Origin of the sequence: Halolamina sp., from assembly GCF_036626355.1 — an archaeon.
In the GTDB taxonomy this organism is placed as follows: domain Archaea; phylum Halobacteriota; class Halobacteria; order Halobacteriales; family Haloferacaceae; genus Halolamina.
In genome coordinates this window covers 13,794-40,316 of record NZ_JAZKRY010000010.1, presented here as the reverse complement: position 1 = coordinate 40,316, position 26,523 = coordinate 13,794, and the positions used below count along the sequence as shown (strand labels likewise).

Annotated in this window: 22 protein-coding genes; 8 read left to right on the top strand and 14 right to left on the bottom strand. The window is 67.4% G+C overall.

From position 1 onward, the window contains the following. Positions 1 to 26 precede the first annotated feature (26 nt). Complete coding sequence (locus V5A38_RS02900) at positions 27 to 320, top strand: hypothetical protein (protein ID WP_332324246.1); 294 nt, start codon at positions 27 to 29, stop codon at positions 318 to 320. Here the strand turns inward: V5A38_RS02900 and mutL are convergent, their stop codons facing one another. Next, positions 321 to 2,012: a DNA mismatch repair endonuclease MutL gene (gene mutL / locus V5A38_RS02895; protein ID WP_332324245.1), complete on the bottom strand. Its 1,692-nt coding sequence runs from the start codon at positions 2,010 to 2,012 to the stop codon at positions 321 to 323. It abuts the gene before it with no gap. Next, the gene (gene mutS, locus V5A38_RS02890; RefSeq protein WP_332324244.1) at positions 2,009 to 4,774 is read right to left on the bottom strand and encodes a DNA mismatch repair protein MutS; all 2,766 of its coding nucleotides are present in this window, start codon (positions 4,772 to 4,774) and stop codon (positions 2,009 to 2,011) included. The genes mutL and mutS overlap by 4 nt, the downstream gene beginning before the upstream one ends. Positions 4,775 to 4,982: 208 nt before the next feature. On the opposite strand from mutS, the gene V5A38_RS02885 reads away from it, so the two are divergent. Then, the gene (locus tag V5A38_RS02885) at positions 4,983 to 5,312 is read left to right on the top strand and encodes a hypothetical protein (protein WP_332324243.1); all 330 of its coding nucleotides are present in this window, start codon (positions 4,983 to 4,985) and stop codon (positions 5,310 to 5,312) included. A gap of 36 nt (positions 5,313 to 5,348) precedes the next feature. Here the strand turns inward: V5A38_RS02885 and engB are convergent, their stop codons facing one another. Next, complete coding sequence (gene engB / locus V5A38_RS02880) at positions 5,349 to 5,972, bottom strand: GTP-binding protein EngB (RefSeq protein ID WP_332324242.1); 624 nt, start codon at positions 5,970 to 5,972, stop codon at positions 5,349 to 5,351. A gap of 362 nt (positions 5,973 to 6,334) precedes the next feature. On the opposite strand from engB, the gene V5A38_RS02875 reads away from it, so the two are divergent. Then, the gene (locus V5A38_RS02875) at positions 6,335 to 6,679 is read left to right on the top strand and encodes a TrkA C-terminal domain-containing protein (RefSeq protein WP_332324241.1); all 345 of its coding nucleotides are present in this window, start codon (positions 6,335 to 6,337) and stop codon (positions 6,677 to 6,679) included. 105 nt (positions 6,680 to 6,784) lie between these two features. Beyond that, a complete protein-coding gene (locus V5A38_RS02870; RefSeq protein ID WP_332324240.1) occupies positions 6,785 to 8,110 on the top strand; it encodes a TIGR00341 family protein in 1,326 nt (441 codons plus the stop codon). Between the two features lie 101 nt (positions 8,111 to 8,211). On the opposite strand, the gene V5A38_RS02865 is transcribed toward V5A38_RS02870, so the two are convergent. From V5A38_RS02865 to V5A38_RS02850, 4 genes are all read right to left on the bottom strand, one after another. Further along, complete coding sequence (locus tag V5A38_RS02865) at positions 8,212 to 9,177, bottom strand: NOG1 family protein (protein WP_332324239.1); 966 nt, start codon at positions 9,175 to 9,177, stop codon at positions 8,212 to 8,214. A gap of 100 nt (positions 9,178 to 9,277) precedes the next feature. Beyond that, positions 9,278 to 9,694, bottom strand: coding sequence for a glutaredoxin family protein (locus V5A38_RS02860; protein ID WP_345786269.1), 417 nt, complete (start codon positions 9,692 to 9,694; stop codon positions 9,278 to 9,280). Positions 9,695 to 9,814: 120 nt separating this feature from the next. Next, positions 9,815 to 11,995 (bottom strand): universal stress protein, encoded by a 2,181-nt coding sequence (locus V5A38_RS02855; protein ID WP_332324238.1) that lies wholly within the window; start codon positions 11,993 to 11,995, stop codon positions 9,815 to 9,817. Next, the gene (locus V5A38_RS02850) at positions 11,992 to 12,429 is read right to left on the bottom strand and encodes an NAD(P)-binding protein (RefSeq protein WP_332324237.1); all 438 of its coding nucleotides are present in this window, start codon (positions 12,427 to 12,429) and stop codon (positions 11,992 to 11,994) included. The genes V5A38_RS02855 and V5A38_RS02850 overlap by 4 nt, the downstream gene beginning before the upstream one ends. Positions 12,430 to 12,698: 269 nt before the next feature. Between V5A38_RS02850 and V5A38_RS02845 the strand changes: the two genes are divergently transcribed. Further along, a complete protein-coding gene (locus tag V5A38_RS02845; RefSeq protein ID WP_332324236.1) occupies positions 12,699 to 13,181 on the top strand; it encodes an Lrp/AsnC family transcriptional regulator in 483 nt (160 codons plus the stop codon). A 325-nt stretch (positions 13,182 to 13,506) separates the two neighbouring features. On the opposite strand, the gene V5A38_RS02840 is transcribed toward V5A38_RS02845, so the two are convergent. Further along, positions 13,507 to 14,004 (bottom strand): DUF367 family protein, encoded by a 498-nt coding sequence (locus tag V5A38_RS02840; protein ID WP_332324235.1) that lies wholly within the window; start codon positions 14,002 to 14,004, stop codon positions 13,507 to 13,509. Positions 14,005 to 14,084: 80 nt separating this feature from the next. On the opposite strand from V5A38_RS02840, the gene V5A38_RS02835 reads away from it, so the two are divergent. Then, positions 14,085 to 14,432, top strand: a complete 348-nt coding sequence (locus tag V5A38_RS02835) for a nuclear transport factor 2 family protein (protein WP_332324234.1) — start codon at positions 14,085 to 14,087, stop codon at positions 14,430 to 14,432. 277 nt (positions 14,433 to 14,709) lie between these two features. Here the strand turns inward: V5A38_RS02835 and serS are convergent, their stop codons facing one another. The 6 genes from serS to V5A38_RS02805 form a co-directional block, all read right to left on the bottom strand. Continuing rightward, complete coding sequence (serS, locus tag V5A38_RS02830; protein WP_332324233.1) at positions 14,710 to 16,092, bottom strand: serine--tRNA ligase; 1,383 nt, start codon at positions 16,090 to 16,092, stop codon at positions 14,710 to 14,712. 72 nt (positions 16,093 to 16,164) lie between these two features. Beyond that, positions 16,165 to 16,563: a hypothetical protein gene (locus V5A38_RS02825; RefSeq protein ID WP_332324232.1), complete on the bottom strand. Its 399-nt coding sequence runs from the start codon at positions 16,561 to 16,563 to the stop codon at positions 16,165 to 16,167. A 135-nt stretch (positions 16,564 to 16,698) separates the two neighbouring features. Further along, positions 16,699 to 18,570 carry a cation:proton antiporter gene (locus V5A38_RS02820; protein WP_332324231.1) on the bottom strand — a complete coding sequence of 624 codons (1,872 nt, stop codon included), beginning with the start codon at positions 18,568 to 18,570 and terminating at the stop codon, positions 16,699 to 16,701. Between the two features lie 88 nt (positions 18,571 to 18,658). Beyond that, the gene (locus V5A38_RS02815; protein WP_332324230.1) at positions 18,659 to 20,659 is read right to left on the bottom strand and encodes a long-chain fatty acid--CoA ligase; all 2,001 of its coding nucleotides are present in this window, start codon (positions 20,657 to 20,659) and stop codon (positions 18,659 to 18,661) included. 116 nt (positions 20,660 to 20,775) lie between these two features. Next, complete coding sequence (locus V5A38_RS02810) at positions 20,776 to 21,681, bottom strand: MBL fold metallo-hydrolase (protein WP_332324229.1); 906 nt, start codon at positions 21,679 to 21,681, stop codon at positions 20,776 to 20,778. Positions 21,682 to 22,325: 644 nt separating this feature from the next. Then, positions 22,326 to 23,462, bottom strand: coding sequence for a thiolase family protein (locus tag V5A38_RS02805; protein ID WP_332324228.1), 1,137 nt, complete (start codon positions 23,460 to 23,462; stop codon positions 22,326 to 22,328). A 114-nt stretch (positions 23,463 to 23,576) separates the two neighbouring features. Between V5A38_RS02805 and V5A38_RS02800 the strand changes: the two genes are divergently transcribed. Next, positions 23,577 to 25,445: a flippase activity-associated protein Agl23 gene (locus V5A38_RS02800; RefSeq protein ID WP_332324227.1), complete on the top strand. Its 1,869-nt coding sequence runs from the start codon at positions 23,577 to 23,579 to the stop codon at positions 25,443 to 25,445. Then, the gene (locus V5A38_RS02795; RefSeq protein WP_332324226.1) at positions 25,409 to 26,521 is read left to right on the top strand and encodes a C45 family peptidase; all 1,113 of its coding nucleotides are present in this window, start codon (positions 25,409 to 25,411) and stop codon (positions 26,519 to 26,521) included. Before V5A38_RS02800 ends, V5A38_RS02795 begins: the two co-directional genes overlap by 37 nt. Positions 26,522 to 26,523 lie beyond the last annotated feature (2 nt).

Below are 26,523 nucleotides of genomic sequence, written 5' to 3'. Positions count from 1 at the left end.
AGGCACGCCGGCGAGAGCCACCGGTAATGAGCGAGGACGTGCCGCTGTCTGCGTTCGGGAGCGACGACGACAGCGACGGGGAAGGTAAGTCGAGCGAGGGGGACGAATCAGCCGTCGAGCCAGCCGACGAGCCAGCCGAGAGCGATCCAGCAGAACCCCCCTCGGTGACCTACACCTCATCGCCGGACGGCGAACCGTGTGCGGCCTGCGGGGAAACGGTCGAGAAACGCTGGCGCGCTGGGGAGGGCGGCGTCTCCGGGGATCGCGAGGGCGTCGACGACCCGGACGCGCTCGTCTGTCCGGACTGCAAACAGTGGTAGCTACCGCGCGCCACGCTCGAACCCAGCCGCGAGCGTTCCCGCCTCGATACTGAGCACCGTTGGCCGCCCGTGTGGGCAGGCGAACGGCTGCTCACACCGGCCCACCCGCTCGACGAGCGCCGCCGCACGCTCCGTCGAGAGTTCGTCGCCGGCTTTGAGCGACGGGTGACAGGCCAGGTCGGCGAGCACGTCGTCCTGTACGGACGCCGGCTCAGCCCCGCGGGCCATCGCCGCCACCGTCTCCCGGAACGCGTCGGCGTCGGCCGGTCGGCCCATCGGCGCCGGTACCGTCGAGAGCTTCACCGTCGACCCACCGAACGGCGTCGCCTCGAACCCCAGCGTCGCAAGCGCGTCGCCCCGGTCGGCGACGACGGCCGCCGCTGCCGGCGAGAGCGAGAGCGTCTCCGGCGGGTCGAGCGTCACCGTCTCGATGCCCGCACCCTCGACGGCCGCTTGCAGGCGCTCGTAGTTCACGCGCTCGTGGGCTGCGTGCTGGTCGACCACGAGCAGTTCGTCGTCCTCCTGACACAGGATGTAGAGCTCCTGAAACTGCCCGAGCACCGTCGCCGCGTCGAGCACCGACGCCCCGGTTTTGGCTTCGAGGGACTCCTCCAACTCCATCGAGAGCTCGCCGGAGCGCCGGAGGTCGGCGGTCGTCAGCGCCTCGTTCACGCCGCGCTCGACCGCCGCCTCAACCGCTTGGCGGACTGACAGCGCGACCTCGGCTTTCGCCGGGTGGACGTTGGCGTCGACGGTCGCCGGTGGGAGGTCGCAGGCGACGACAGCGACCGGGTGCCGCCCATCAGGGAGCAGGGAGCCGTACGCTCGTTCGACCGCGCGGCGAAGCCCTTCGTCGACGACCGGGCGCTGGTTGACCGCAGTCCGGATGTGCGAGCGGTCCGAGCGGGTGGTCGAGGGGTAGACGAGCACGCCCTCGACGCGGACCGGCTGGTGTTCGCCGGCAGTTTCGACCGGTGTCTCGTGCGTGAACGTCGTCGACCGCGACGCGACGTGTCGGTCGTAGACCGAAAGTAGCGCGTCGGCGTACTCGCCGCTCCCAGGCGTCGAGAACAGCTCCCGGCCGTCGTGGATCAGCGAGACCGCCACGTCCGGGCGGGTGAGCGCGTAGCGGGCGACGAGGTCTGAGACCCGGGCGAACTCCGTCCCCGCGCTCCCGAGCGATTCGCGCCGGGCCGGCCGGTCGGCGAAGAGGTCACGAACGACGACGGTGGTGCCGCGGGCGCGGCCAGTGTCCGTCACCACCGGTTCGCCGTCCTCGACGACCAGCCGCGTTCCCGGCTCGCTCCCGTCGCTCGTGACCAGTTCGAGCCGGCCTGCCTCGGCGATACTCGGCAGCGCCTCGCCGCGGAAGCCGAGGCTGGTCGCAGACTGGAGCTCCGCAGCGTCACGGAGCTTGCTCGTCGCGTGGCGCTCGACGGCGAGACGGGCGTCCTCCCGACGCATGCCGTGACCGTCGTCGGCGACGCGGATGTGCTCGGTGCCGTCGCCGTCGACCGCCACACGAACCGACGATGCGCCGGCGTCGAGGCTGTTGTCGAGCAGTTCGCCCACCACTCGCGCCGGTCGAGTCACCACCTCGCCGGCGGCGATGCGATCGACCGTCTCCTCGTCCAGCCGCTGGACTGCGGCCGGGTCGTCCCGGTTCCGGGGCCGTTCGTTCTCGCTGCTCATTGGTCCTCGACGAGCTGTTGGAGCTCCTGCAGACGGTTCAGCGCCTCGAGTGGCGTCGTCCGAGCCACGTCGAGCGACCTGAGCTCCTCGACCAGTTCCGCCTCGGCCGCGGTTGGCTCTCCGTCCGCCGGCTCGGAGCCGTCCGGGGCCGCATTCACGATCTCCGGGAGCGTCTGCTGGCCGCCGGTTTGGGCCATCTCCGCCGCGTCAGTCTGCGGTTCGACCGTTCGACCACCGTCGCCGGACGCCGGCGGGGTCTCGCGGCCAGCGGAGCGTCGTGCCTCGCTCTCAGCCGCTCGGGGTTCTGCCGGCGCTGCCTGGGCTCGGTCAGTGGCCGCCCCCGCCGCGCTCTCGTCGACGAGCGCGCGCGAGCGCTCCACCACCGGTTCCGGCACCCCCGCCATTCGGGCGACCTCGATCCCGTAGGACGACGAGGACGGCCCCTCGTCGACCCGGTGGAGGAACGTCACGTCGTTACCCTCACGCATGGCGGTGAAATGCAGGTTGAACACGCCCGCACGCTCGTCAGCGAGTGCCGTCAGGTCGTGATAGTGGGTCGCGAACATCGTGCGGCCGCCCACCTCGTCGTGAAGGAACTCCGTCGCGGCGCGGGCGATAGCGAGGCCGTCGGCCGTCGACGTCCCGCGGCCCACCTCGTCGAGCAGGACGAGCGAGTCCTCGGTTGCGTCGTGGAGGATATCGGTGAGTTCGCTCATCTCGCGCATGAACGTCGACTGACCGCCCGCGATGTCGTCGCTGGCGCCGACGCGGGTGAACACCCGGTCGACGACGGGAAGCGACGCCGACTCGGCGGGGACGAACCCCCCCGCCTGTGCGAGCACGACGATCAGCCCCACCTGGCGCATGTAGGTGGATTTCCCGCTCATGTTCGGCCCGGTGATGAGCGCGACGCTCCCTGGCGCGAGCTCCGTGCCGTTGGGGACGAACTCAGGCTGCGCACGAGCGACGACAGGGTGGCGCCCCGCCTCGATCTGGAGGGGTTCGTCGCCGTCGTCGCCGTCATGGAACGTCGGACGACACCAATCCGGACCCACGGCGACCGTCGCGAGCGAGAGCAGCGCATCGAGGCGGCCGAGTCCGGTTGCGAGCGCCTGCAGCCGGTCGGCGGCGTCGGCGACCTCCGCGCGCACCTCGCGGAAGCGGTCGTACTCCAGCGCGTCGGCGCGCTCGGCGGCGCCGAGAATTTCGTCCTCCCGGCGGCGGAGTGCCGGGGTGACGAACCGCTCTGCGTTCTTCAGCGTCTGCCGCCGCCGATACTCGTCGGGCACCTCATCGAGATGGCTGTTGGTCACCTCGATGTAGTAGCCGTGGACCTGGTTGTGGCCCACGTCGAGGTTCTCGATTCCGGTGCGTTCCCGCTCCTGCTGCTCCAGCTCCGCCACCCACTCGCGGCCCTCGCGTTCGGTGCTGCGCACCTCGTCGAGTTCGTTGTCGAACCCGTCACGGATGATACCGCCCTCGGTGATCTCCTGTGGCGGGTTCTCGGCGATGGCGCTCTCGATGAGCGCCCGCATCTCCCCGAGCTCGGTCAGCTCTTCTCGAAGCTGCTGGAGCCGCGGCGCCTCGGCGTCCGAAAGCGCCGCCGTGAGGTCGGGAACGACCGCGAGCGTCGCAGCCACCGAGCGCAGGTCGCGCGCGTTCGCCCGTTCGCGCGACACCCGGGAGACGAGCCGTTCGAGGTCGTAGGCGACGCTGAGTCGGTCCCGGAGCTCCTCGCGCAGCAGCGTCGCCTCGCTGAGTTCGGCGACGGCCTGGTGGCGCGCCTCGATGGCATCGCGCTCGACCAGCGGGCGACGGAGCCACGCCTCCAGCCGGCGGCGACCCAGCGCACAGACCGTCTCGTTCACCACGTCGAACAGCGTATCGCCCGACCGCTCGCCGCCGCCGCGGTTCTCGAACAGTTCGAGGCTGCGCAGCGCGGCGCCGTCGAGCTGGAGGTGGTCGGCCGGGTCGTAGCGCCCGACGCGGGAGACGTACTCGAGCGGGCCGTCGCCGCCCTGCGTGTACTCGGCGTAGGCCAGCAGGCCGCCGACCGCCCGCGTCTCGACGGGGGTGAACCGCCCTGGATCGGTGTACGCCGAGAGCCGCTCGCGGGCGGTCTCAGCGGCGAACGCGTCCTCGTCCCACCCAGTCGTCGGATAGTCGACCTCGAAGCTGGTGACGCTCGGGCCGAGCAGCAGCTCCGCCGGGGCGACCCGCGCGAGCTCCTCGCGTGCGGCCTCCCGGGTCGGGGCGCTGGTGACCCGGCAGTCACCAGTCGAGACGTCGATGCTGGCGACGGCGGAGCCGGAGCCGGCTGCCGACTCATCGTCGACGACCGCCGCGACGTAGGTGGAATCGGGTGAAAGCAGTTCGTCGTCGACGACGGTGCCTGGGGTGATGACCTGCGTCACCGCTCGGTCGACGATACCGGTGACCTCGCTGGGGTCCTCGACCTGGTCGGCGATGGCGATGCGGTGCCCCGCATCGAGCAGCGCGTCGAGATACTCGGCAGCGTTGTCGACCGGGATGCCGGCGGCTGCGTACGTGCCGGTGGAGTCCTCCCGCTCGATGAGGGTGAGTTCACAGATCCGGGCGACCTCCTCTGCGATCTCGCAGAACGTCTTGTAGAAATCCCCCACGCGGAAGAGGACGAGCGCGTCATCGTGCTCCTGGCAGCGGTCGACGTACTGCTGGAGCATCGGCGTGAGCTCCGCCCGGCGAGCGGCCAACTCCTCGGGGGGGCCCGTGACCGCGGACATACCCGAGGAAGAGAGGCCGACGCGGAAGAGCGTTACGCGAACGGGCGCCGGGCGCCGACAGCCCGCTGTGCCCGGCGCGCCCGAGGGGCCTAACAGGGTAGGGAGACAGCTTAGTACCGAACACGGTGTCGATCAACACACGATGAAGGGATCGAAATCCGCCTCAGGTGGGGTGGACTCCCTCCCGGGGAGAGACCGGATCGTGGTCGTGAGTGAGAACAGGCGGAACATGGCGGTGATGAGCGACGCCCTCACGGGCTATGCGGTCACCACCGTCACGTCGCCGGAGCAGTTGAACCCGGTGCTCTCGGGTGCACGTGGGGCAGAGCTCGTCGTCGTCGACACCGACACCGTCAGCGATGACGTGACCGCGCTGGTCGAGACGTTGTTCGACGAGGCGCTCTCGGTCGTGCTGCTGGCCGAGGAGCCCTCGCTCCGGCTCCGGCGGGCGGCTGGCGAAACCGAGAGGCTCACATTCCGTCAGAAACCCCTCCGCACGACTGACCTTCGAACGGTCGTCGGCGAGCGGCTCAGCTGAGTGGCGGTCGAGCGTCGCGGTACCGCGTGGTTCCGCTCAGGAGACGAACTGTAGCAGCTCGTCGCGCTTTGCCTCGTGGAACCGGTCGCGCAGTACCGCCTCGAGCGAGTCGATGTTCCCGCGCTTGGCCGAGATCGGACAGATGATCTCCTGCCACTGCTGCCAGGGCGGGTAGAGGCCGAGTCGGTCACAGAGATCGTCGAGCCGCTCGTCCTCGTCGTCGACCTTGTCCATCTTGTTGACGGCGACGATCGGGTCGACGTCGACCTCCTGCAGGAACTGGAACATCTCCACGTCGTGCGGGATGTTCCCCCGCTGCTCGTGGCGGTCGATGATGTCGATCACGGCTTTCCCGTCGACGACGAGGATTCCCGCCAGGATGTTCTCGGCGTTCTCCTCGATGTAGCGCACCACGTTCGTCTTGATCTGTTCGCGGTGGTCAGCTTCGACGCCGGACATGAAGCCGAACCCGGGCAGGTCGGTGAACATGAAGTCCGTGCCGGCCCAGTCGTAATGGTTTGGCTGGCGCGTCACCCCCGGCTTCCGGCCAGTATCGAAGCTGTGACCGGTCAGCTCCCGCATCAGTGTCGATTTCCCCACGTTCGACCGACCGACGAGGACGACCTCGGCGTCCCGGTCGGGCCGGTTTTCGAAAGACATGGGCGTTCTAACGCGTCCTCGTGGTTACCCCTTACGAGTTGGCAGCGGGCGTCATAAACCGTATGCCGGGATAGCGAGTCACCGTTCAGCCGGGACCCTTCCAGTACGACCGGCCGAGGCGATGTCCGGGGCTACGCGACCGTTGGCTCGTCGAGCCGATGCTCTCGCCGGTGTCGTTCTGCCGACAGTGTCGGCGGCCGCTCGTGATGACAGTGCTCGGTGCGTCGCTGATGCAGCTTTCGCCGCCCTCGAGCGGCACGTGGCCTGGCGGGCGTAGCGCGACGAGCCGTGGGCGACAGCGTCGGCCGGATGTCACTGCCCGCGGCAGCACGTTTTTGCGCTCGCCAGCCGAACCGCCGTCCGTGACCGTTTACCAGACGGACATCCCGGCGTCGGGCGGCGGTTCGAACTGGAGCTCTCGGGCGACAGTCACGTCGTCGTCCACCACGACGGCCGGTGTGAGCTGTTCCGCCGGGAGAACGAGTCAGCCGACGGCGAGCGGATTCTCGACCTCACCAGTCGTCGGCGAGAGGCTCGACGACGCCAATATCCGCGGCGGAACCGGCGTCTCGATTATCGCCGTCCAGCGCGGCACGGAGACGGTGTCGAACCCCGAACCGTCGTTCGAACTCCAGGTCGGCGACGTGCTCGTCGCCATCGGAACCCGCACGGAGCAGTCGGCGTTCAGGTCGATGGTCGGCGAGTAGCGTTCCGCCGCGCTGGTGGGCAGTCGGGCCGGTGTATCAGCCCGGTTCGCGTGCGCTCCGCCGTGCCACCGGCGCTTATTTGCCGGCCCACCGAGATGCTGACCTGTGCGACTCCTTCAGGTGATGGTCCCCGCCGGGAAGCGGGACGCGGTGCTCGACGTGCTGGACAGTCGGAGCATCGACTACGTGATGTCCGACGAGACCAGCGGCCGGGAGTACACTGCCGTGGTTTCGTTCCCCCTGCCCACCAGCGCCGTGGAGACGGTGCTGGACCAGCTACGCGAGGAAGCGGGGATCGACCGCGACGCCTACACCGTCGTCATCAACGCCGAGACCGTCATCTCCCAGCGCTACGAGCAACTGGAGAAGAAGTGGGAGGAAGGGGAGGAGGGTGAGCGCATCGCCCGCGACGAACTGGTCACGCGCGCAAAGGGGCTCTCGCCCGACTGGATTCCGTTTCTCATCATGACGTTCATCAGCGCCGTCGTCGCCACCGCGGGGCTGCTGCTCGACTCGGCGGCCGTCGTCGTCGGCTCGATGGTCATCGCGCCGCTCATCGGGCCAGCGATGGCGACCAGCGTCGGCTCGGTCGTCGACGACCGGGAGCTGTTCGTCCGCGGGGTGAAGCTCCAGGCTGTCGGCGGCGTAATCGCAGTTGGCGGTGCAACACTGTTCGCCGCGATGCTGCGGTTCGGTAACGTCATCCCCCTCGAGACGATGGAAGTGCTGGCGATCGACGAGGTGCAGGAGCGCCTCTCCCCCGGCGTCCCCTCGCTCGCAGTTGCGCTTGGCGCGGGCGTCGCGGGCGCGCTCTCGCTCTCCTCGGGGGTGTCGTCGGCGCTCGTCGGCGTCATGATCGCGGCGGCGCTGGTCCCGCCGACGGCGGTGGTCGGCATCGGTATCGCCTGGGGGCGGCCGACCGCCGTCTTCGGCTCCGCGGTACTCGTCGCGGTGAACTTCCTCTCTATCAACTTCGCCGCGATGGCGGTATTCCTGGTCAAGGGGTATCAGCCCGAGGAGTGGTTCAAAACCGAGGAGGCTCGTCGGGAGACGCTCAAGCGGATCGCCACGCTGGGGCTGGTCATCCTGCTGCTCACCTCCTTCCTCGGCAGCGTCACCTACGCCTCCTATCAGCGGGCGACGTTCACCGACGAGGCTCGGGAGTCGGTCACGGAGCTCATCGACGCCGAACCGGATCTCACGCTGGTCGCCTTCGAGGTGGAACACGGCGTAGCCTTCCCCTTCCGGAGCGCTGAACGCGTGGTGGTGACCGTCGGCCACCCACCGGGGACGGAACCCCCGACGCTCGTCGACCGCATCTACGAGCGCATCGCCGATATCGACGACCGCCCGTTCGGCCTCGGCTCCGACGAGGACGTGCAGGTGGAGGTCCATTACACCGCAGTCGAGACCAGCAGCGGGACGTCGTAGTCGGATGAAAAGCCGCGGGGACGGGCGCTCAGCGAGACGGGACACCGGTGCGGAACGCCGACGGTCAGGCGTTTCGCGACACCGGTGCGGAACGCCGACGGTCAGGCGTTCCGCGACGGCGGCAGATCGGTCTCCCAGTCGATGGCCTCGACGACCATGTCGAGGACTTCCTCGATGTTCTCCTCCTCGGTGATGCTCATGTACACGTCCGCCTCCGCCTCCGTCGAGCGGTCGGATTTGTTGCAGACCGTGATGATCGGGGCGTCGAACCGGCTCTCGACTTCGGCCAGCAGTTCGAGCTGTGACTCGAGGGGGTAGCCACAGTCGCCCGAGGCGTCGAGGACGAACAGCACCGCGTCTGCGAGATGCTCGAGCGCCGAAACGGCCTGGCGTTCGATCCCGTTGCGCTCCTCCTGGGGGCGGTCGAGAATCCCGGGCGTGTCGACGATCTGGTAGCGGATACGGTCGTGCTCGAAGTGGCCCACCTGCACCGCCTTCGTGGTGAAGGGGTAGGACTCGATCTCGTTGCGAGCGTTCGTGACGTAGTTGACGAACGAGGACTTCCCCACGTTGGGGTAGCCCGCGACGACGATCGCCGGCTCGTCGGGCCGGATATCCGGCAGCGTCTTCAGCTGGTCCCGTGCCTGCCCGATCTCGAGCAGGTCGTCCTCGATCTCGTCCATGATGTCGGCCATGCGGGCGAACGCCTGCTTCCGGTGTTTTCGGGCGGTGTCCGTGTCCGAGTTCCGGATCTTGGTGGTGTACTCCGAGCGGAACTCCTCGATCTGGCGGCTCGCCCAGGTCACCTCGCTCAGCGCCTGCCGGAGTTCGTCGACCTCGACGATGGCGTCGGCGAGTTCGTAGTAGAACGGGTCGACGTAGTCGAAGTCCGGCCACGCCGTCACGACGTTCTCCAGGTTGTCCGACAGGATATTCGCGGCGGTCCGCAGCATCGCCTCTTGGGCCTCGTAGGGCGACTTCGCCCGGCCCGTCCGGGCGGCCCGCGAGAAAGCCTTATCCAGCAGCTCCTCCGACCGGGGGGTCGTCGGAAGATCCTCGAAAGTCATTGATTACGGGTTCTACCCGTCCAGCGCGTAAAAACGCGTCCGTTCGGGCAGGGCCAGAATCGGGAGACCGGTGTTTCTGGGCAGGAAGACGACTGCCTGGTTAGAAGGGTGCGTCGATGCTTGTGTCGTCGTCAGTGTCGGCGTCGGAGGGGCCGGTCTCGACCTCCTCGGGGTCGACGTTCAGCGTCGCTGCGAGTTCGCCGCGCTCGTCCAGTTCCGCGAGGATGTCGCTGCCGCCAACGAACTCGCCGTCGACGAACGTCTGGGGGATGGTCTCCCAGCCGCTGCGCGGTTCGAGGGCCTCGCGGAACGCGTCGAGGTTCTGGAGCACGTCGACGGTCCCGACGTCGGAGCGGTACTGCTGGAGCAGCCCGATCGCGCGCTTCGAGTAGCCACATTGGGGCATCAGTTCGTCGCCCTTCATGAAGAGAACGACCTCGTTGGTCTCGATGGCGTCGGCCACGCGCTCCTCGACCTCGTCGGCGTCCAGTCCCTGCGCAGTCGGATCGAATGGCATGGTACCATGTTACGTGGCCGGGAGGATAGGGTTTGCGTCGATGGCGGTACGCCGTGATGCGGCACTCGACGAGTTGAGCAGCCGGCGGCGGGAGCGAGGGACGAACCAGCGTCGAGACCGTCAGTTGAACGTGACCCGCTCGACGAGGCGCCGGAGGAACCCCGGCTGCCCCGACTCGTGGGGGTAGACGCTGACGGTCGTACAGCCCGGGCTCGGGAACACCGGGCGGTCGTCGAACATGGCGCTCCGGACGTCGCCGCTGGTCCCGCGGCGCACCAGCAGGTCCGGGTTGGACGGCTTCCCGCCGTCGGTCCGGAGCGGTTCGGCCTGCACTGGAACCGAGAGGAGCTCCGAGAGCTCGAACTGGTACTCCCCGACAGCCTGTCTGTGCTTGTCGGTGCTTTCGTCGTTCTCTGGGTACCAGAGCGAGAGCTCCCCGTCGTTGGCCATGGTGATAGCCTCGGCGACGTTCACCGCGAGCGGCGGGTACGGGCCGCGGTCACCCGAGAGCACGACGTGCTGGGGCTGGTCGTAGCCGAGGTTGTCCACCAGCAGGACGTGACACGGCGCGTGCCGGACCACCCAGTCGATGGGGTCGCCCAGCAGCCGCGAGCGGAGGCGTAGCGGCTCGTGTTCCGCGACGATCGTGTCGACGCCGCGGTTCGCAGCGAAGTTGACGATGGCGTGTTTCGTGTCGTGGCTTACGATCTCGTCGCCCTCGATCTCGACGTCGAGTTCCGTGGAGAGTTCCCCCATCCGCGTCTCGAAGGAGACGTCGGACTCGGACTGCACGGCGGCGTCAGCCGTGAGCGGTGCCTGGTCGGGAATCTCCTGGAACCGAACCGCGACGACGCGCCCGTCGTCGGGTTGGACGAGGTCCGCAGCCAGTTCGATGAGGGCGCGTTCCCGCGCCTCGTCGCCGTTCTTCGTGAGCGCGACGAGCACCTCGCGGGTGTCCTCGGCCATCGCGGACTCGATCTCCGTGAGCGAATCCCGGCCGACCTGTCGGCGGATGGCGTCCGTCGCCACACCCTCGCGGCTGATCCGCGGGCGGACGTAGACGAAGAACCAGCCGATGCTCCCGCCGGTGATGACGGCGGCGCCGAGAAGCGCGATCGTGCCCATCTGCGTGAGCAGCAGCACACCCGTGATCGCGCCGAAGATCTGCATCCACGGGTAGAGCGGCGAGGTGAACTCGGGCTCGTACTCCGTGCTCCCCTCGCGGAACGCGATGAGGGCGATATTGATGAGCCCGAACACCATGATCTGGAAGGCGCTCGCGAGCTTCGCGATCTCCAGGATCGGGACGAACGCGATGAGCAGCAGCAGCACCGCACCGGTCAGCGTGATCGAGGTAACGGGCGTGCCGAACCGGTCGCTCACCGACGAGAGGGAAGGCGGCGCCAGCTTGTCACGGCTCATCGCAAAGGGGTAGCGCGACGAGGAGAGGATGCCCGCGTTGGCCGTCGAGATCAGCGCGAGGATAGCTGCGAAAATGACGGCGACGACGCCAGCCTGGCCAAGCGTCTGCTCGGCGGCGACGGCCACCGGCGTCAACGTGCCGGCGACGCTTCCGGGGTCGGTCACCCCGACGAGCACCGTCACGATGGCGACGTAGAGCACCGTCGTGAACACGAGCGAGCCGAGGATGCCCAGCGGGATGTTCCGGCCGGGGTTCTCGACTTCCTCGGCGACGCTCGCGACCTTGGTGACGCCCGCGTAGGAGACGAACACCAGGCCCGTCGCCGCGAAGAGGCCGCCGACGCCGTAGCCGAAGAAGTCGACGTAGTTGGTCGACTGGACGCTCGGGGCGCTGCCGGCGGCGAACCAGCCCAGCGCCGCCAGCATGACGACGACGATGCCGAGCTGGAGCCGACCGGTCTGCTTCGCGCCGACGATGTTCACGAGGATGAGCACGCCCGCGAGCCCCAGCGCGACCGGCTTCATCGGCAGGTCGAGCAGGAGCAGGAGATACGGGACGCCGCCCACGAGCGCGAGCGCGCCCTTGAACGAGAGCGAGAACCACGTGCCGACACCGGCGACGGTTCCGAGCAACGGGCCCATCCCCCGCTCGATGTAGATGTACGTGCCGCCGGCCTCGGGCATCGCGGTCGCCATCTCCGATTTCGAGAGCGCGGCCGGCAGGACGAGCAGCCCGGCGAGGGCGTACGCGACGATAACGGCGGGGCCGGCGATTTTGAGCGCCAGCGCCGGCAGGATGAAGATACCGCTCCCGATCATCGCGCCGATACTGATGGCCAGCACCGAGGGTAAGCCGAGGTCGCGTTCGAGTTCCTTCATGCGTTATCCACGAGCGCGTCAGAGAGTACGGACGTCGCACAGACCGGCACGTGTCCGGCCTGTTCGATCAGATCGAACCGGTCCGGGACGTTGGTCAACACGACGATGTTGGGGTCGTCGAAGGTGGTGCGAACGAGCTGTGCGATGAGCAGGTTCCGGCTGTCGGACTGGGTCGCAACGATAACCGTCGAGTCGTTGCCGAGACCTGCTTCTTCGAGTACTGCGGTGTCGGCCGGGTCACCGTGAACGACGGCGGTCTCCGGTAAGCCCCGGTGCTCGCCCGGTGACAGTTCGTCGACGAGCGTGACGGAATCGCTGTCCGCCAGAAGCCGCCGAGCGACGGCGACGCCGAGATGGCCGCCACCGAGCACGTAGTACGTGCGTCCGTCGTGGTCAACTGAGTGGTCTCCCCCTCTGAGTCGGGTCAGGTTCATGGTTCTGTGAGCCGCAGTCGTCCGCTCACTGCGGGCCGATGCGGGTCGTTACGCCAACGTAGATGACGGAAGTGTATAAATGAGTCGGTTAAATTGACGGGTCGTCAAAATATATCCGATAATTTTCGGTATTGACTACCAACTGTGTGGGTTCGTCACAGGACTGTCCCCATCAGGATCCAGTCGCCGACAGGTCGGTCGACATCGCAGGTTCGACGGCGAGCCGGACAGAACAAGACTGATACACCCCCCGGACCACCGTGTATCAGATGAAAGACGGCGAACTGGACACCGTCGACAGGCAGATCCTCTACTACCTCCAGCAGGATGCGCGGGCGACGTCGTCCAGCGACATCGCTGAGAAGCTCGACCTCTCCTCGAGCACGATCCGGACACGGCTCAAGAAGCTCGAAACGAGCGGGATCGTCCGTGGCTACAACGTCGACATCGACTACGATCTGGCCGGCTACCCGCTGTATACGAAGATCATCTGTACCGCACCCATCCCGGATCGGGACGAACTTGCGAAACAGGCCCGCGAGATACGCGGGGTGACGGCCGTTCGGGAGATCATGACGGGCCACCGGAACGTCTACGTCAACGCCATCGGCGAGGATCACGACGACCTGAACCGCATCAGCAAGGACCTCGACGCGCTCGGGCTGGAGATCGTCGACGAACAGCTCATTCGCGACGAGTACGTCTGTCCGTATCACGGCTTTCTGGACGAAGCGGACCGGCCGGACGGCTGACGGACGAGGCGTGAACGCCGTGACTTTGTCGAAGAAACGCTGGCGCTCTTGATGGCTACCGACAGTGCGGCTACCAGTTGTGACCGCCGATGGCGACAATCGCCCCACAGCGAGCACATTCGGAAACCTATAGCGGGTCTGTTCGAGAGTGCCACACGACCGCATCGTCACTCCCGACGGGTTCTGTCGGCGAGGCGCACTATGCTGCGTGATAGGTGTGGTCTGTAGCCAAATGGTGGGAGCAGAGTCGTACCGCAGTTCACAGCGGGAGCTATCGCCAGCCAAGCCGATTTCTATATCGCGCTATGAAGTTTATTAACCCGACTCACCGGTCCAGATACTCCTGCTGGATCTCGACGACCTCGGCCGAATCCTCGCAGGCTGCGTAGCGACGCAGCGGCTCCTCGTTGAGTTCGAGGAACGTCTCGCCCCAGGTGAACTTCGCGAGGATGCGTTCGGCGTGGTCAGGTTCGCCGAGGATGGTAAGCGCGGCAGCGAACGCCTCGACGGTCGTCAACTGCATCGGTTTCCCGAAGTTCACCGGGTTGGCGGCGACGAGATACGGCAGCGCGCGGTGGTCGCCGTCGATGGTGAACTGCTTCTCGCCGGCGGACTCCCAGGAGCAGTCGAGTGCGACCAGCGCGCGCATGGCGCGGTTGCGGTCGGCAGGCGAGAGCGCCCGCTCGGCGTGAGGGTTGAGAACGACACCGGCCGGGGTCGCGCGGTCCGAGCGATGCAGCTCCGCGAGATCAAACCGCGCGAGCTTCCGGGCGGTACATTTCTCGGGGTCGTCGTCACCCTCGTACCGGACGTGCAGGTCCACACCCCGTCTGGGGACTGGAGAGAGAAAGGCATCGCGGATGGACCGCCCGATTGATGGGTGCGCTCGCCCACGGCCCGGGTATGAGCCACGCCCAGGTGGTCGAGCGATACTACGAGGCCATCGACGAGAACGACGACGAGGCGCTCACGTCGGTGCTCGCCCCGGAGTTCAGACACGACCGTCCCGACCGCACGCTCGAGGGGCGTGACCGGTTCATCAGGTTCATGCTCGAAGAGCGGCCGACGACCGACACGGTTCACGCGGCCGATACGGTGTTCCTGCCCGAAGAGCAGGCTGACCACGAGGCCGAGGAGGTCGCCGTCCACGGTCGCCTGTTCAACAAAGACGGCACCGAGCAGTTCGCGTTCGTCGACCTGTTCACCGTCGGCGACGGTGGCATCACTCACCTCCGGACGTTCACGAAGTAGCGGTCGGCGGCGTCAGACACGTTTCAGTGACCAGGCGAGTGGTTGCCAGCGTTTGAAGCGCGTTTTCCGGTTTCTCCGGATATGTCAGAGCACCGCGGACCGTACGCAGACAGCCGGACCGTCCAGGAGTCAAACGGCGGTTACACCGTCTCCATCCCGAAAGAAATCGCAGAACGCTCCGAACTGGAGAAAGGCGACCAGATGTTCTGGATCCGCTCCCGGGTCGCCCCTCGAGGTCGGTTTACCCCGCCGAAGGTGAGTTCTCCCGACCTCGGTGCTACTCTCGCTCCCCAGCCCCGAGTGCGCTCTCGCCGACGGGCTCGTGACCCTCGATGACTTCCTGGCCACCCATGTACGGCTGGAGGGCCCCGGGCACATCCACGGTGCCGTCCTCGTTCTGATAGTACTCCAGAATCGCCACGACAACCCGCGGAATCGCGACGCCCGAGCCGTTGAGCGTGTGGAGATACTCCGCCGACTCGTGGCGCTCGGGCCGGTACTGGATACCCGCCCGCCGGGCCTGGAACTCCTCGAAGTTCGACACCGACGAGACCTCCAGCCAGCGGCCGCCGAGTTCGGGGCCCTCCTCCATCTCGTCGCCGGGGGCCCACACCTCGATATCGTATTTCTTGGCCTGCGTAAAGCCGAGATCACCCGTACACATCTCCAGAATCCGGTACGGGAGCTCCAGACGCTTGAGTACCTCCTCGGCCTCGGCGACGAGGCGCTCGAACCGGTCGTAGCTCTCCTCGGGCCGGACGAAGTTGACTAGTTCCACCTTGTTGAACTGGTGGACCCGCACGATGCCGCGGGTCTCGGTGCCGTGTTCGCCCGCCTCCTGCCGGAAGTTCGGCGAGTAGGCCTGGTACTTCAGCGGCAGGTCGTCGTCGAGCAGGATGTCGTCGCGGTGCATGTTCGTCACCGGCACCTCCGCAGTAGGGAGCAGCCAGAGGTCGTCATCGTCGTAGGGCTCGTCGTGTTCGCCCTCGACGCGGTAGGCGTCCTCGGTAAACTTGGGGAACTGCCCGGTCCCCTCCATCGATTTGCTGCTGACCGGCAGCGGCGGGAACACGTCGCGATACCCCTGCTCGCGGTGGACCTCGAGGAAGAACTGGATGAGCGCGTGCTCCAGCCGGGCGCCCTCACCCTTGGCGAAGTAGTAGCCGGCGCCGCTGACCTTCGCGCCGCGCTCGAAGTCGAGGATGTCCAGTTCCTCGCCCAGGTCGTAGTGGGGAGTCACCTCGTCGGGCAGCGCCCGGAGGTCGTCGAACCCCTCGCGCCGGCGCTCGACGTTCTCGCTCTCGTCCGCCCCGACCGGAACCTCCTCGGCGGGGACCATCGGCAGCCGCATCATCACCTCTTCGAGTTGGGCCTCCAGCTCGTCGGCGCGCTTCTCGACCGCCTGAATCCGCGCTTTCAGCTCGCTCGAGCGCTCGATGGCCTCCTGGGCCGCCGCCTCCTTTCCCTCCTGTTTGAGTTCGCCGATGGTCCGGCTGACCTCGTTTCGCTCGTGGCGGAGCGTATCGCCCTCACCTTTCAGCTCGCGCCACTCCTCGTAGATATCCAGCACCTCGTCGAAATCCACGTCCTCGATGCCTTTCTTCTCCAGCGCCTCGCGAACCCGCTCGGGCTCATCGCGAAGCGTCTGCCTGCTTAACATGGGCGGAGCTTCTCGGTGGGTTCGGAAAACCGTGTCGGGTCCGTGTGGACCGTCCTCACCGGGTTCTCCCGCTCAGTCCTTCCCTTCGAAGAAGACGCGAATCCCGTTGCGCGTGATGCGCACGTCGACAGTTCCGGGGCCGGTAACGGGTATCCGCTCGGTCGCCGCGTAGCTCCCGGTCTCCACGTCAACCTCCACCTGCAGGCTTCCGCCCTCCGGCGGCGCCGGCGCGACGTCCGGAACGAGCACGCGTGACCCCGGCGGGATGGTCCCCTCGTAGTCGGGTTCCGACCCCGGCGCCGCGTCGTCGACGGTCGTTCCGGTTCCGTCGACCTGCTCGACAGTCGCGACGACGTTCTGTTCGCTCCCGCTCCGGTTCTCGATGGCCAGTTCGACCGCGTCGTTGGTGAGCGCCGTGCAGCCAGCGAGCCCGACGAGCAACGGGAGAACCGCACGCCTGGAGAGCGCCATTACTCGGAACTCGGAGGTCGCGGGAGAAAACGGTTGGTTTCCCGGCCGACGCGATCCGAGGACCGCCAGTCCCGGCCTGTTCTGGGTGTCGAGGTGGGTTGCTGTCGCGCCGTTGGCGCGACGTTTTCCACCTCGTTATTCTCTCGGATGCGCCCATTCCATCGCATCCCGGACTGCCTCGTTGCGGCCGATGAACGTGATTCGGTCGCCTCGCTGGAGCGTGTACTTTGGCTCCGGTACCGTCGTCTCCTCGTCTCGGCCGACGAGGGCGATGAGACAACCGTCGGGGAGCTCCGGGTCGAGTTCCTCGATCGTTTTGCCCACCAGCGATTCGGCGGTTACCTCGATCTCCTGGACGTCACCCGACTGGCCGATCTCGCCCATCCAGTCGGCCAGCGCGGGCCGCTCGATGAAGTTGTCGATCGCCTGAGCCGTCGCCAGCGCCGAGGAGATGGTTTTGACGCCCAGCTCCTCGAAGGCGTCGACGTTCTCCGGGTTGTTCGCCCGCGCGAGCACCCGGTCGGGCGAGAACTTCGACTGGGAAAGCTGCGAGACGAGCAGGTTCACGTCGTCGTCGCCGGTTGCGGCGACGATGATTTTCGCGTTCTCCGCACCCGCAGAGCGCAGCACCTCAGTGTCCGTCCCGTCGCCGTGATGGCCGGGGAACCCGGCGTCACGGACGGTCTGGATAGTCTCCTGGTCGTTCTCGATGATGACCACGTTTTCGCCCCGGTCTTCGAGGCGGGTGGCGAGCGCGCGGCCCACTTTCCCGCCTCCGACGATGATGACTCGCATGGGTATGACGTTGAGTTTCTCGGCGATTTGGCGGGCGATCCCCGCCTCGAACACGACAGTGAGCAGGATGGTGAGGAACACCGTGCCGACGAGCACGTCGGCGGCCTCGTCCATCCCGGCATTACGGAACTCGATGGCGAACAGCGTGGCGACCGATGCGGGGATGATTCCCCGCGGCCCGACGAAGCTCATGAACAGCTTCTCCTCCCGAGTAAACCGGTCGCCGATACTCGAGACGAACACCAGCAGCGGCCGGAGGAACAGCGCGATGACGGCGACAACAGCCAGGCCGCCGATGCCGAGTTTCAGCAGCACCGAGAACTCCAGCAGCGCCGCGAGCGTGATGAACACGAACGAGAGCACGATGAGCGTGATGTCGCCCTTGAACGCGGAGATGTCCTCCTCGTAGGGCACGTCGGCGTTCCCCAGGAGTACCCCCGCGACGGCGACGGCCGCGACGCCGGCCTCGCTGGCGAGTGTGTTCGCGCCCGCGAAGGCGACGAGCGCCCCCGCGAGCACGAGCAGTCGGGCGTTCTGTGGCGCGTTCCCCGGCGAGAGGTCGACGTACTGCAGTGCGTAGTAGAGGACGGCGGCGACGCCGACGCCGAACAGCAGGCCGAACGCCAGCCGCTCGACGAACAGCTCGAGCAAGGTCACGAAGCCGCCCTCGCCGCCGAGGAGAATGAGTTCGAAGATCGCGACCGCCGTAATCGCGGCGGTCACGTCGTTGACGATCCCCTCCGTATCGAGCGCCGCTGCGACCCTGTCACGGACCGGGACGACCTCCAGAATCGGCGCGATGACCGTCGGCCCCGTGGCCACCAGCAGCGCACCGATGAGGAACGAAACGTCCCACTGCGCGCCCAGGGTGTAATGCACTGCTGCGGCGGTGCCGACGAGCGCGATCGCCGCGCCGGCGGTCACCAGCCGGAACGTCGCTTTCGGCGCCTCTCGAAGCTTATCGATACGGATGTGGAACGCGCCCTCGAAGACGATGATGGCGACCGAGAGCCCCACGATGGCCGGGAGGGCATCGCCGAACTCCGCAGGGTCGAGCAGTCCGCTCACCTCCGGCCCGAGCAGGATGCCCGCCCCGATGAGGAACACCACGCTCGGGATCTGGAACCGGTCGGCGAGCACCTGCGCTACCACGCCGATGCCGATGATGCCGGCGACCAGGGGGATCAGCAGCGCACCCGCACCGCCTGCCATCTACGCGACCCCCGTAGCCGTCGGCTGTTCGTTCGTCGTCACAGGAGCGCGTTCAAGTTGATGAGGCTTAAAAATGGCTACTGCGGCCTCACGGGGCCGACTCCGACTCGTAGAGGTTCTCGATCTTGTCCGCCCAGCGGTCCAGGATCCGCCGACGCTTCTTTTTCATCGTCGGCGTCAACAGCTCGTTCTCCGGGGTGAACTCCTCGGGGACGAGCCGGAACTGCTTGATCCGCTCGTGGCTTTCGAACGCCTCGTTCACCTGTTCGATCTCCTGTCGAATCCGGTCGCGGACGCGGTCGTCACGGCAGAGTTCGGCGTCGTCCTCGGGGAGGTCGAGCCCGTCCGCGCGACCCCACTCCCGGACGGTCTCGAACTCCGGAACGGTGAGTGCGCTGACGAACTTCCGGGCGTCGCCGACGACCATCACCTGGGAGACGAACTCGTTTTCCGCGAACGCGTCCTCGATCGGCCCCGGCGGCACCAGCTTGCCCGTCGAGAGCTTCAGGAGCTGTTTGGCCCGCTCCCGAAATCGGATGTAGCCGTCGGGCTGGATTTCGACGATATCGCCCGTCCGAAACCACGGGTCGCCGCCATCTTCGGCCTCGTCAGCCCTGGTGAACGCCGCTTCAGTCGCCTCGGGCTTCTCCCAGTAGCCGTCGGTGACGTTCGGCCCCCGAACGAGGAGTTCGCCGGTGTCGCCCTCGATGTCCGCCTCGTCCATCACACCGACCGACTCGTCGAGTTTCGTCTCCACGTCGACCACCGGCGGGCCGATCGTTCCCGGCTGAGCGGCGTCGGAGGGGTTGACGCTGAGAACTGGCGAGGTCTCGGTGAGTCCGTAGCCCTCCAGAATCGGGATGCCCATCCCGTGGTAGAGCCGGCAGAGCCCCTCGGCGAGGCTCCCGCCGCCGGAGACGAAGAAGTCGATGTTCCCGCCAAGCGCCTCCCGGACGGTCGAGAAGACCAGCGCGTCGGCGACCTGGTGTCTCAGCGAGAGCAGCGCACCCGGCTCTTCGGCCCGTTCGAACTCACGGCCGACGCCGGTCGCCCACTGGAAGATACGCTTCTTGACCGGTGACTCACTCGCCTGCTCGCGCACGGCAGCGTAGAGCTTCTCGTACACTCGGGGGACGCTGGTGGTCGTCGTCGGCTGGACGAGGCCGAAATCCTCCCGGAGCGTGTCGGCGCTCTCGGCGTAGGCCACCGTCGCGCCAGCCCCGAACAGCAGGAAATGACCCGCCAGCCGTTCGAACACGTGTGCGAGCGGGAGGAACGAGAGCGAAACCGAGTCCGAATCGGTCACCGGCACGTCCGGGTCCTTGCCAGGGCGGGGGCCGAACCGCCGGTAGCACTGGTTGACGTTCCACCGGAAGTTCTCGTGGGTGAGCTTCACCCCTTTCGGCTGGCCGGTGGTGCCAGAGGTGTAGACCAGACTCGCCAGGTCGTCCGGGACGCGCTCGGCGAGCCAGCCGTGGTAGCGTTCCTCGTCGAACGCCTCTGCGCCGATTTCGTGGAGGTCCCCGAGCGTGTAGACGTCATCGCGGTCCCGAACCGCACCCGCGGCGCCGCTGCCGTCCGGGGGGACGTCCATCACGATTATGAAGGAGAGGTCGAGTTCGTCCTCGACGGCCAGCACGCGGTGGAGCAGTTCGTCGTTCTCGACGACGACGCCGTCCGCGCCCGCATCGCCGAGCAGGTAGGCGGTCTGGCTCTCCGAGGAACCGCTGTAGACGGTCGTGACCACGCCGCCGGCTGCCAGCACGCCGAAATCGCAGTGGGCCCACTCCATCCGGGTGTCCGCGAAGAGGCCAACCCGGTCGCCCGAGTCGACGCCGAGTTCGCGAAAGCCCGCCGCGAGGTGTCGGACGATCTCCCGCATCTGGGCGTAGGTGAGGTCAGCGAAATCGCCGTCCGGCGCCGCCCCAATGACGCCGTCGGCGACCAGCGAGCGGTCGTTAACGCCCCCCTTGTAGCGCTGGGCGATCTCGCCCTCGTTACGGGCGGCCCCGGCTTCGAACATCTCCGCCAGCGTGTCGTCGTCGATGACAACGCTCTCGAACGCACGCTCGGCGTCGCGGATATGCATATCGTCTTCCTTCGGCGGTGACCGTATAAAGCTCTGTACACGGCATGGGCGTTGCCTGCGGGTTTACCGGAAGCCGGGCGACTGTGCTGCAGAGGAGGGGACCAGTGACCCTTCCCTCACTCCTCGCTATCCAGATACGCCAGCACGCCTCGGGTGTTCAGCCGCACCTCGGCCTTCGCCTTCCGCTCGCCCCACGTTTCAGCGCCCGTCATCTCGTCGGCGTGAGAGACGAAATGCTCGATAACCGCTTCGTCGGCCGCCAGTTGCTCGCGCTTCTGCCGGACCGCCTGCACCCACTCGACGAGCGTGCGCTTGTAATTGCTCAGCAGGTCGGCGTCGAACTCACGCGGGCCGAAATGGCCGAACGCGAGCGTCTCGGGTTCGCGGTCGATGAGCATCGACACGTCTCGCCGGGCCTGGTCCAGGTCGAACTGCGGCGGCGGGCTGGTCTCCCGGATGTCGTCCTCCGCGGGGACGTAGATCCCCGCGGCGTCGCCGGTGAACAGGACGCTCGATTCCGGGTCGTGGTAGACGTGCTGGTGCGGGGCGTGGCCGGGCGCCTCCTGAACGGCGAGGCTGCGGTCGCCGAGATCGATCTCGTCACCGTCTTCGAGCCCGTCGATTCGGTCGTCCGGGATGGGAACGGGTTCGGCGTAGTACTGCCACTGCTCGCCGACGGCGCTTTTCGTGCCGGCGACGAGACGCTCGGGGTCGACGAGGTGGCGAACACCGCGTTCGTGGATGCGGACCTCGGCGTCGGGGTGGTCCTCGAGGAGGTGCCCCGCACCGCCGGCGTGATCGAGATGGACGTGGGTTGGGAGAACGAACTGGAGGTCGACGTCGAGTTCGTCGAGCGCACCCGAGACAGCCTCGTAGTCGCCGCCGGTACCCGTGTCGACGATGGCAGGGCGCTCGGCGTCGATGATGTAGACCGAGCCGTATTCAGAGACGTCGTACATGCCGGTGTCGACGTAGTAGATGTCCTCGGTGCCCTTGACCCTCTGTGGCTCGCCGATTGTCATGGTCGATAGGGGTCGGGATTGGGGAAAACGGTTCGTGTTCTCTTCGTGAGCACTAGTTGAATTGTCGGCAAGGAGATATGCTTCAGCGACCGCACCGCCGACACCACCGCGGAGTTCCCATGGACTCTGGAACCGCACTGCCTACCGCTCTGCGGCCACAACTCCTCCCCAGCCGGCTCGCTCAGGCTAAACCTTCGCCAGACTTCCGAGAGAGCACGCTCTCTCGTGCTCTCGTTCGTTTTACTCACGAGAACCTCGCGCTGGTGCGCCCACGGAGGGGCTCACGTTTCGCGCCACCGCTGGTGCGGAGGCGGTGGTAGCGCGCGCTCGCCGTCGTCGCGAGGCGGACGAGAGCCGCAGGCGCTCGCTGCTTCCCGCTCGTCGTACTCGCGGGAACGCGCGGGGACGTGCGGGGACCGGTGCTACGTCGGGCCTCGTGCCCGGCGCTCGGCAGTGGGTGGACTGAAAGGGGCTGCCGCGTCCGGGAAGGCGCGGGAAGTAAGGACCGCAGGCCGAAGGCCGAGGACCGCAGCGACCGCACCGACCGGAGGCGGCAGGGGCTTTCACGGTATTATTGACCACCGTCTCTGCGGTTACGGAATCACTCGCAACCGAGAAACGACCCGAACAAGAATCTGAAACGTCTACTCCATCAAGAACTCGATAGCGGCCCCCTGCCCGAAGCCGACACAGAGCGTCGCCAGCCCGCGATCGTCCCCGCGCTTGTGCATCTCGTGGAGTAGCGTCACCGGCAGGCGCGCGCCGCTCGCACCGAGCGGGTGCCCGATCGCGATGGCGCCGCCGTTGACGTTGAACCTGTCGTCCGGAATACCCAGCTCCTCCCGGGCGTACACGCACTGGGAGGCGAACGCCTCGTTCAGCTCCACGAGGTCGTAATCCTCGATATCCGTGCCTGCACGCTCCAGCAGGCCCTTCGTCGCCGGCACCGGACCGATTCCCATCACTGTTGGGTCCACACCCACCACCTCGTTCGTCCCGACTTCGGCGACGATGTCGAGGTCGTTCGCCTCCGCGAACTTTTCCGACGTGACCAGCACCAGCGAGGCGCCGTCGGAGATCTGGCTCGAGTTGCCCGCCGTGACCGTTCCGTCGCCGGTGAACACCGGCGGCAGGGTCTGGAGCGCCTCGAGCGTCGTGTCCGGGCGGATGCCCTCGTCCGCCTCGACGACGCCATCCTCCGTCTCGATAGGGACGATCTCGTCGTCGAAGCGGCCCGATTCAGTCGCCTCGGCGGCGCGCTGCTGACTTCGGGCAGCGTACTCGTCCTGTTTCTCGCGGCTCACGCCGTACTCCTCGGCGACCTTCTCGGCGGTCATCCCCATCTGGAGCTGGAAGATGTTGTACATCTCCGAGAGCTCCGGGTGGAGATACTCGTAGGAGTCGCCGTCCATCGGGACGCGGCTCATGCTCTCGACGCCGCCGGCGATGATGCACTCCCGGTTCCCGGCGGCGATGGCGTCGCTGGCGGAGATGACCGCCTGCATCGAGGAGGCACACCAGCGGTTGATCGTCGTGGCCGGCGTCCCCTCACCGAGCGAGGAGAGCAACGCGATGACCCGGGCGACGTTGTTGTCTTGCTCGCCGCGCTGCTGGGCGACACCCCACATCAGGTCCTCCACCTGTTCGGGGTCGAGCCCGGTCGTCTCCAGCGCGTTCTCGATGAGCGCGACCGAGAGATCCTCACTCCGCGTGTCGGCGAAGACGCCGTCCTCTTTCCCCTGTGGCGTCCGGCGTGCGTGTACGACGACTGGTGTCGACATATCCCACGTTCGGGCGGGCGACGGCATAAATCCGGTCGAACTGGCGGGCCGTGGTTCGCCGTTTTCGGGCACCGGACGGAGAAACTACTTACTCGCCCGCCGACAGGCTCCGGCGTGCGCCGTCCCTCCAGTCTCGCGCGCGAGCGCCCCGTCGCAGCAGTGCTCGCACTCACCGCGGTCGCCCTCCTGCTCCGCCTCGTCGCGCTGGGCGAGCGCACGATGCACTGGGACGAGGCCCGCGTCGCCTACTGGACGCTCCGGCACGTCCGCGGCGCCGAGTTCGTCTACCGGCCGGTCATCCACGGGCCGTTCGTCCCGCTGGTCGTCGCGCCGCTGTTCGACCTCCTCGGGCCGAGTTCGTTCGCTGCACGGCTCCCGGTTGCACTCATCGGCGGCGCCACACCACTTGCCGCGCTGCTGTTCCGTCGGGTTGAAACGGGGGAGTCGGACGGGAATCGGAGCCAGGGAGGCCTGACAGATACCGAGACCGTGGCCCTCGCCGCACTCCTCGCCGTCCTCCCCGGGTTCGTCTACTACTCCCGATTTATGCGCTCGGACGTGCCGCTCGCGGCGTTCTTCCTCGTTGCCGTCGGCTTCGGGTTCCGGGCGGTGACGACCGGGCGGCGTCGGGACGTCGTCGCCGCGGGCCTGTTCGTCGGCTTCGCGCTCCCGACGAAGGAGAACGTCCTGCTTTATCTCGCCTGCGCCGTCGGCGCCGCCGGCGTCGCCGTCTGCTGGCCAGCGGTCGCCACCTCGCGTCGAACCGAACGTGCTCAGAGCCTCCGAGCCGCGCTCAGAACGTCACTCGCGAGGGCGAGAGCCACGGTCCGTCATCACCTCCCCGGGGTCCCGATTGCGTTTCTCGTGGCGCTCGTTCCCGTCGTCGTCTTTTTTGCACCGCGCGGGCCCGCCAGCGACCCTACGCTCGGCGCCGCGCTCGCCGGCGAAGTCCCGTGGCCGGCGCTGGTCGAGCGCGCGACGGTGGGAACGTGGGAGACGTTCCGAACGAGCCTCTGGGCCGACACGGCATCCGGGCCGTACCACACCTACACCGCCAAACTTGTCGGCCTTCTGCTCGCTGCCGCGCTCCCAGCCGTCGTCGGCGCCGGTGTGGCGCTCGTCGACGAACTCCGCTCCCCCGAGCGCCCGCTCGTCGTCCCGTTCGTCGCGTGGGGCGTCGCAGCAGTCCTCGGCTACCCGCTCGCGACCGATATCCCGGCGCCGTGGATCTCACTCCACATCGCGCTTCCGCTGCTCGTCCCTGCAGCGGTTGGCTGGGTCGCGCTCGCGGACCGCGGGTGGCTTGCTCCGCGACGGTGGCTCGACACCGGGTGGTGGGACAAGCGAGGAAACTACCGCGGCTACGTCCTTGCTGGACTTGTCGTGCTCTCGGCGCTCCACGTCCCGATTGGGCTGGCTGTCTCCGCCGTGACCCCGCCGCTCTACGTGAACGCGCTCGCCCAGTCGGCCCAGCCGGCCGACGACCTCGACCCACTGGCGGCGACCGTCGACGACGCCGCCGACGACGGCGGCGTGCTGTTCTACGGCGAGACGTACTATCTGCCGAACGAATCCATCGACGATCGACCGCCACGACCGGGGGACGACTGGCTCGGCTGGTGGGTGGACCGACTGCCGATGGCGTGGTACGTGGCGCAGGCGAGCGCGCCGTCAGCGTACGCTCAAACTGCCACTGCTGTTCGTGAGCGGGACTCCGTCCCGCCGGTCGTGTTCGTCGACCCGTCAGAGAGTGGGGAGGTGGCGCCGCTGCTCCGGGAGCGGGGGTACCAGCGGACGGCGTACGATCTGGGACTCTACCACGAGCAGGCGGTGGTGGTGTTCGTGGAGACGGAGCGACTTGACGGTCCTGAAGCCGGGGAAGCGCTCGAAGCGGCCGTTCTTGCCACCTCTGCAACCGTATTACCCGCGGACCACTGCCTGCAAGCATGGCACAGCAGAACACGGGCGGACTCGAACGACTGACGCTCACCGGCGGCCCACGACAGCGAGGGCTGGCCCACGGCGAGGCGTACGCCGACGAAATCGCGGCGAACGTCGACCGCTATCTCTCGGTGTTCGCTCACTACGGTGCGGACGAGGAAACCGTGTACGAGCAGGCCGAGCAGTTCGTCGACGTCATCAGGTCGGCCAACGGCGAGTATTTCTCGGAGATGGAGGCCGTCGCCGAGGGCGCAGGACTGGACCTCCTCGACGTGACGATGCTCAACGCGCGCTGGGAGGTCATGTACAGCGCTTACGCCGAGGCCGCGGCGGACGTCGACGATGCCGCGCCGGACGGCTGCACCGCGTTCGGCGCGCGGCCCGAGTCCACTGCCGAGGGCCGTACGCTCATCGGGCAGAACTGGGACTGGATCCCCGAGATCAACCTGTTCCTGATGGAGCTCCGGCAGGAGGACGCCCCGAACATGCTCACGATGACGGAGGCAGGCATCGTCGGCGGGAAGGTCGGGCTGAACGAACACGGTATCGGCATGTTGCTCAACGGTCTCGTCGCGTCGGGCGACGGCGACCAGCCGTTCCGGACACCCTACCACGTCCGCTTCCGGGAAGCGATGAACGCCGAGACGCTCCACGGCGCCATCCAGCCGCTCATCGAGACGGACCGCGCGAACTCCGCGAACGTCATGCTCGCTCACGCGGAGGGGGAGATGATCGACCTCGAACTCGCGCCGAGCGTCGAGAGCTATCTCTACCCCGATGACGGGCTGTTGACCCACGCGAATCACTTCAAGGAGCGCGACCGGGTCGACAGCGAGTTTGAGCGCATCGCCACGAGCACGCTCTGTCGAGAGCCACGCCTCCGCCGCCTGCTGTCGAACCAGCGCGACGAGCTGGATATCTCCGGCGCCCAGGAGTCGCTTCGGGACCACTTCGGCCACCCAGCCAGCGTCTGTATGCATCCCGACGAGTCCGATCCGGAGCAAGAGCGCTCCCGGACCAACTTCTCAGTCGTGATGGACCTGGAGGAACAGCGCCTCTACGGAACGGACGGCCCACCCTGTGAGAACCAGTATCAGAAGTTCGAACTGAAGGGGTAATC

What these genes read in the sequence shown, in the direction of transcription:
- V5A38_RS02805 (WP_332324228.1), bottom strand. Translation starts at nt 23,462, where the DNA reads ATGTCGACACCAGTCGTCGTACACGCACGCCGGACGCCACAGGGGAAA.
- mutS (WP_332324244.1), bottom strand. Translation starts at nt 4,774, where the DNA reads ATGTCCGCGGTCACGGGCCCCCCCGAGGAGTTGGCCGCTCGCCGGGCG.
- V5A38_RS02820 (WP_332324231.1), bottom strand. Translation starts at nt 18,570, where the DNA reads ATGGCAGGCGGTGCGGGTGCGCTGCTGATCCCCCTGGTCGCCGGCATC.
- V5A38_RS02810 (WP_332324229.1), bottom strand. Translation starts at nt 21,681, where the DNA reads ATGACAATCGGCGAGCCACAGAGGGTCAAGGGCACCGAGGACATCTAC.
- engB (WP_332324242.1), bottom strand. Translation starts at nt 5,972, where the DNA reads ATGTCTTTCGAAAACCGGCCCGACCGGGACGCCGAGGTCGTCCTCGTC.
- serS (WP_332324233.1), bottom strand. Translation starts at nt 16,092, where the DNA reads ATGTTAAGCAGGCAGACGCTTCGCGATGAGCCCGAGCGGGTTCGCGAG.
- V5A38_RS02865 (WP_332324239.1), bottom strand. Translation starts at nt 9,177, where the DNA reads ATGACTTTCGAGGATCTTCCGACGACCCCCCGGTCGGAGGAGCTGCTG.
- V5A38_RS02855 (WP_332324238.1), bottom strand. Translation starts at nt 11,995, where the DNA reads ATGAAGGAACTCGAACGCGACCTCGGCTTACCCTCGGTGCTGGCCATC.
- V5A38_RS02795 (WP_332324226.1), top strand. Translation starts at nt 25,409, where the DNA reads ATGGCACAGCAGAACACGGGCGGACTCGAACGACTGACGCTCACCGGC.
- V5A38_RS02815 (WP_332324230.1), bottom strand. Translation starts at nt 20,659, where the DNA reads ATGCATATCCGCGACGCCGAGCGTGCGTTCGAGAGCGTTGTCATCGAC.
- V5A38_RS02900 (WP_332324246.1), top strand. Translation starts at nt 27, where the DNA reads ATGAGCGAGGACGTGCCGCTGTCTGCGTTCGGGAGCGACGACGACAGC.
- mutL (WP_332324245.1), bottom strand. Translation starts at nt 2,012, where the DNA reads ATGAGCAGCGAGAACGAACGGCCCCGGAACCGGGACGACCCGGCCGCA.
- V5A38_RS02835 (WP_332324234.1), top strand. Translation starts at nt 14,085, where the DNA reads ATGAGCCACGCCCAGGTGGTCGAGCGATACTACGAGGCCATCGACGAG.
- V5A38_RS02850 (WP_332324237.1), bottom strand. Translation starts at nt 12,429, where the DNA reads ATGAACCTGACCCGACTCAGAGGGGGAGACCACTCAGTTGACCACGAC.
- V5A38_RS02825 (WP_332324232.1), bottom strand. Translation starts at nt 16,563, where the DNA reads ATGGCGCTCTCCAGGCGTGCGGTTCTCCCGTTGCTCGTCGGGCTCGCT.
- V5A38_RS02845 (WP_332324236.1), top strand. Translation starts at nt 12,699, where the DNA reads ATGAAAGACGGCGAACTGGACACCGTCGACAGGCAGATCCTCTACTAC.
- V5A38_RS02860 (WP_345786269.1), bottom strand. Translation starts at nt 9,694, where the DNA reads ATGCCATTCGATCCGACTGCGCAGGGACTGGACGCCGACGAGGTCGAG.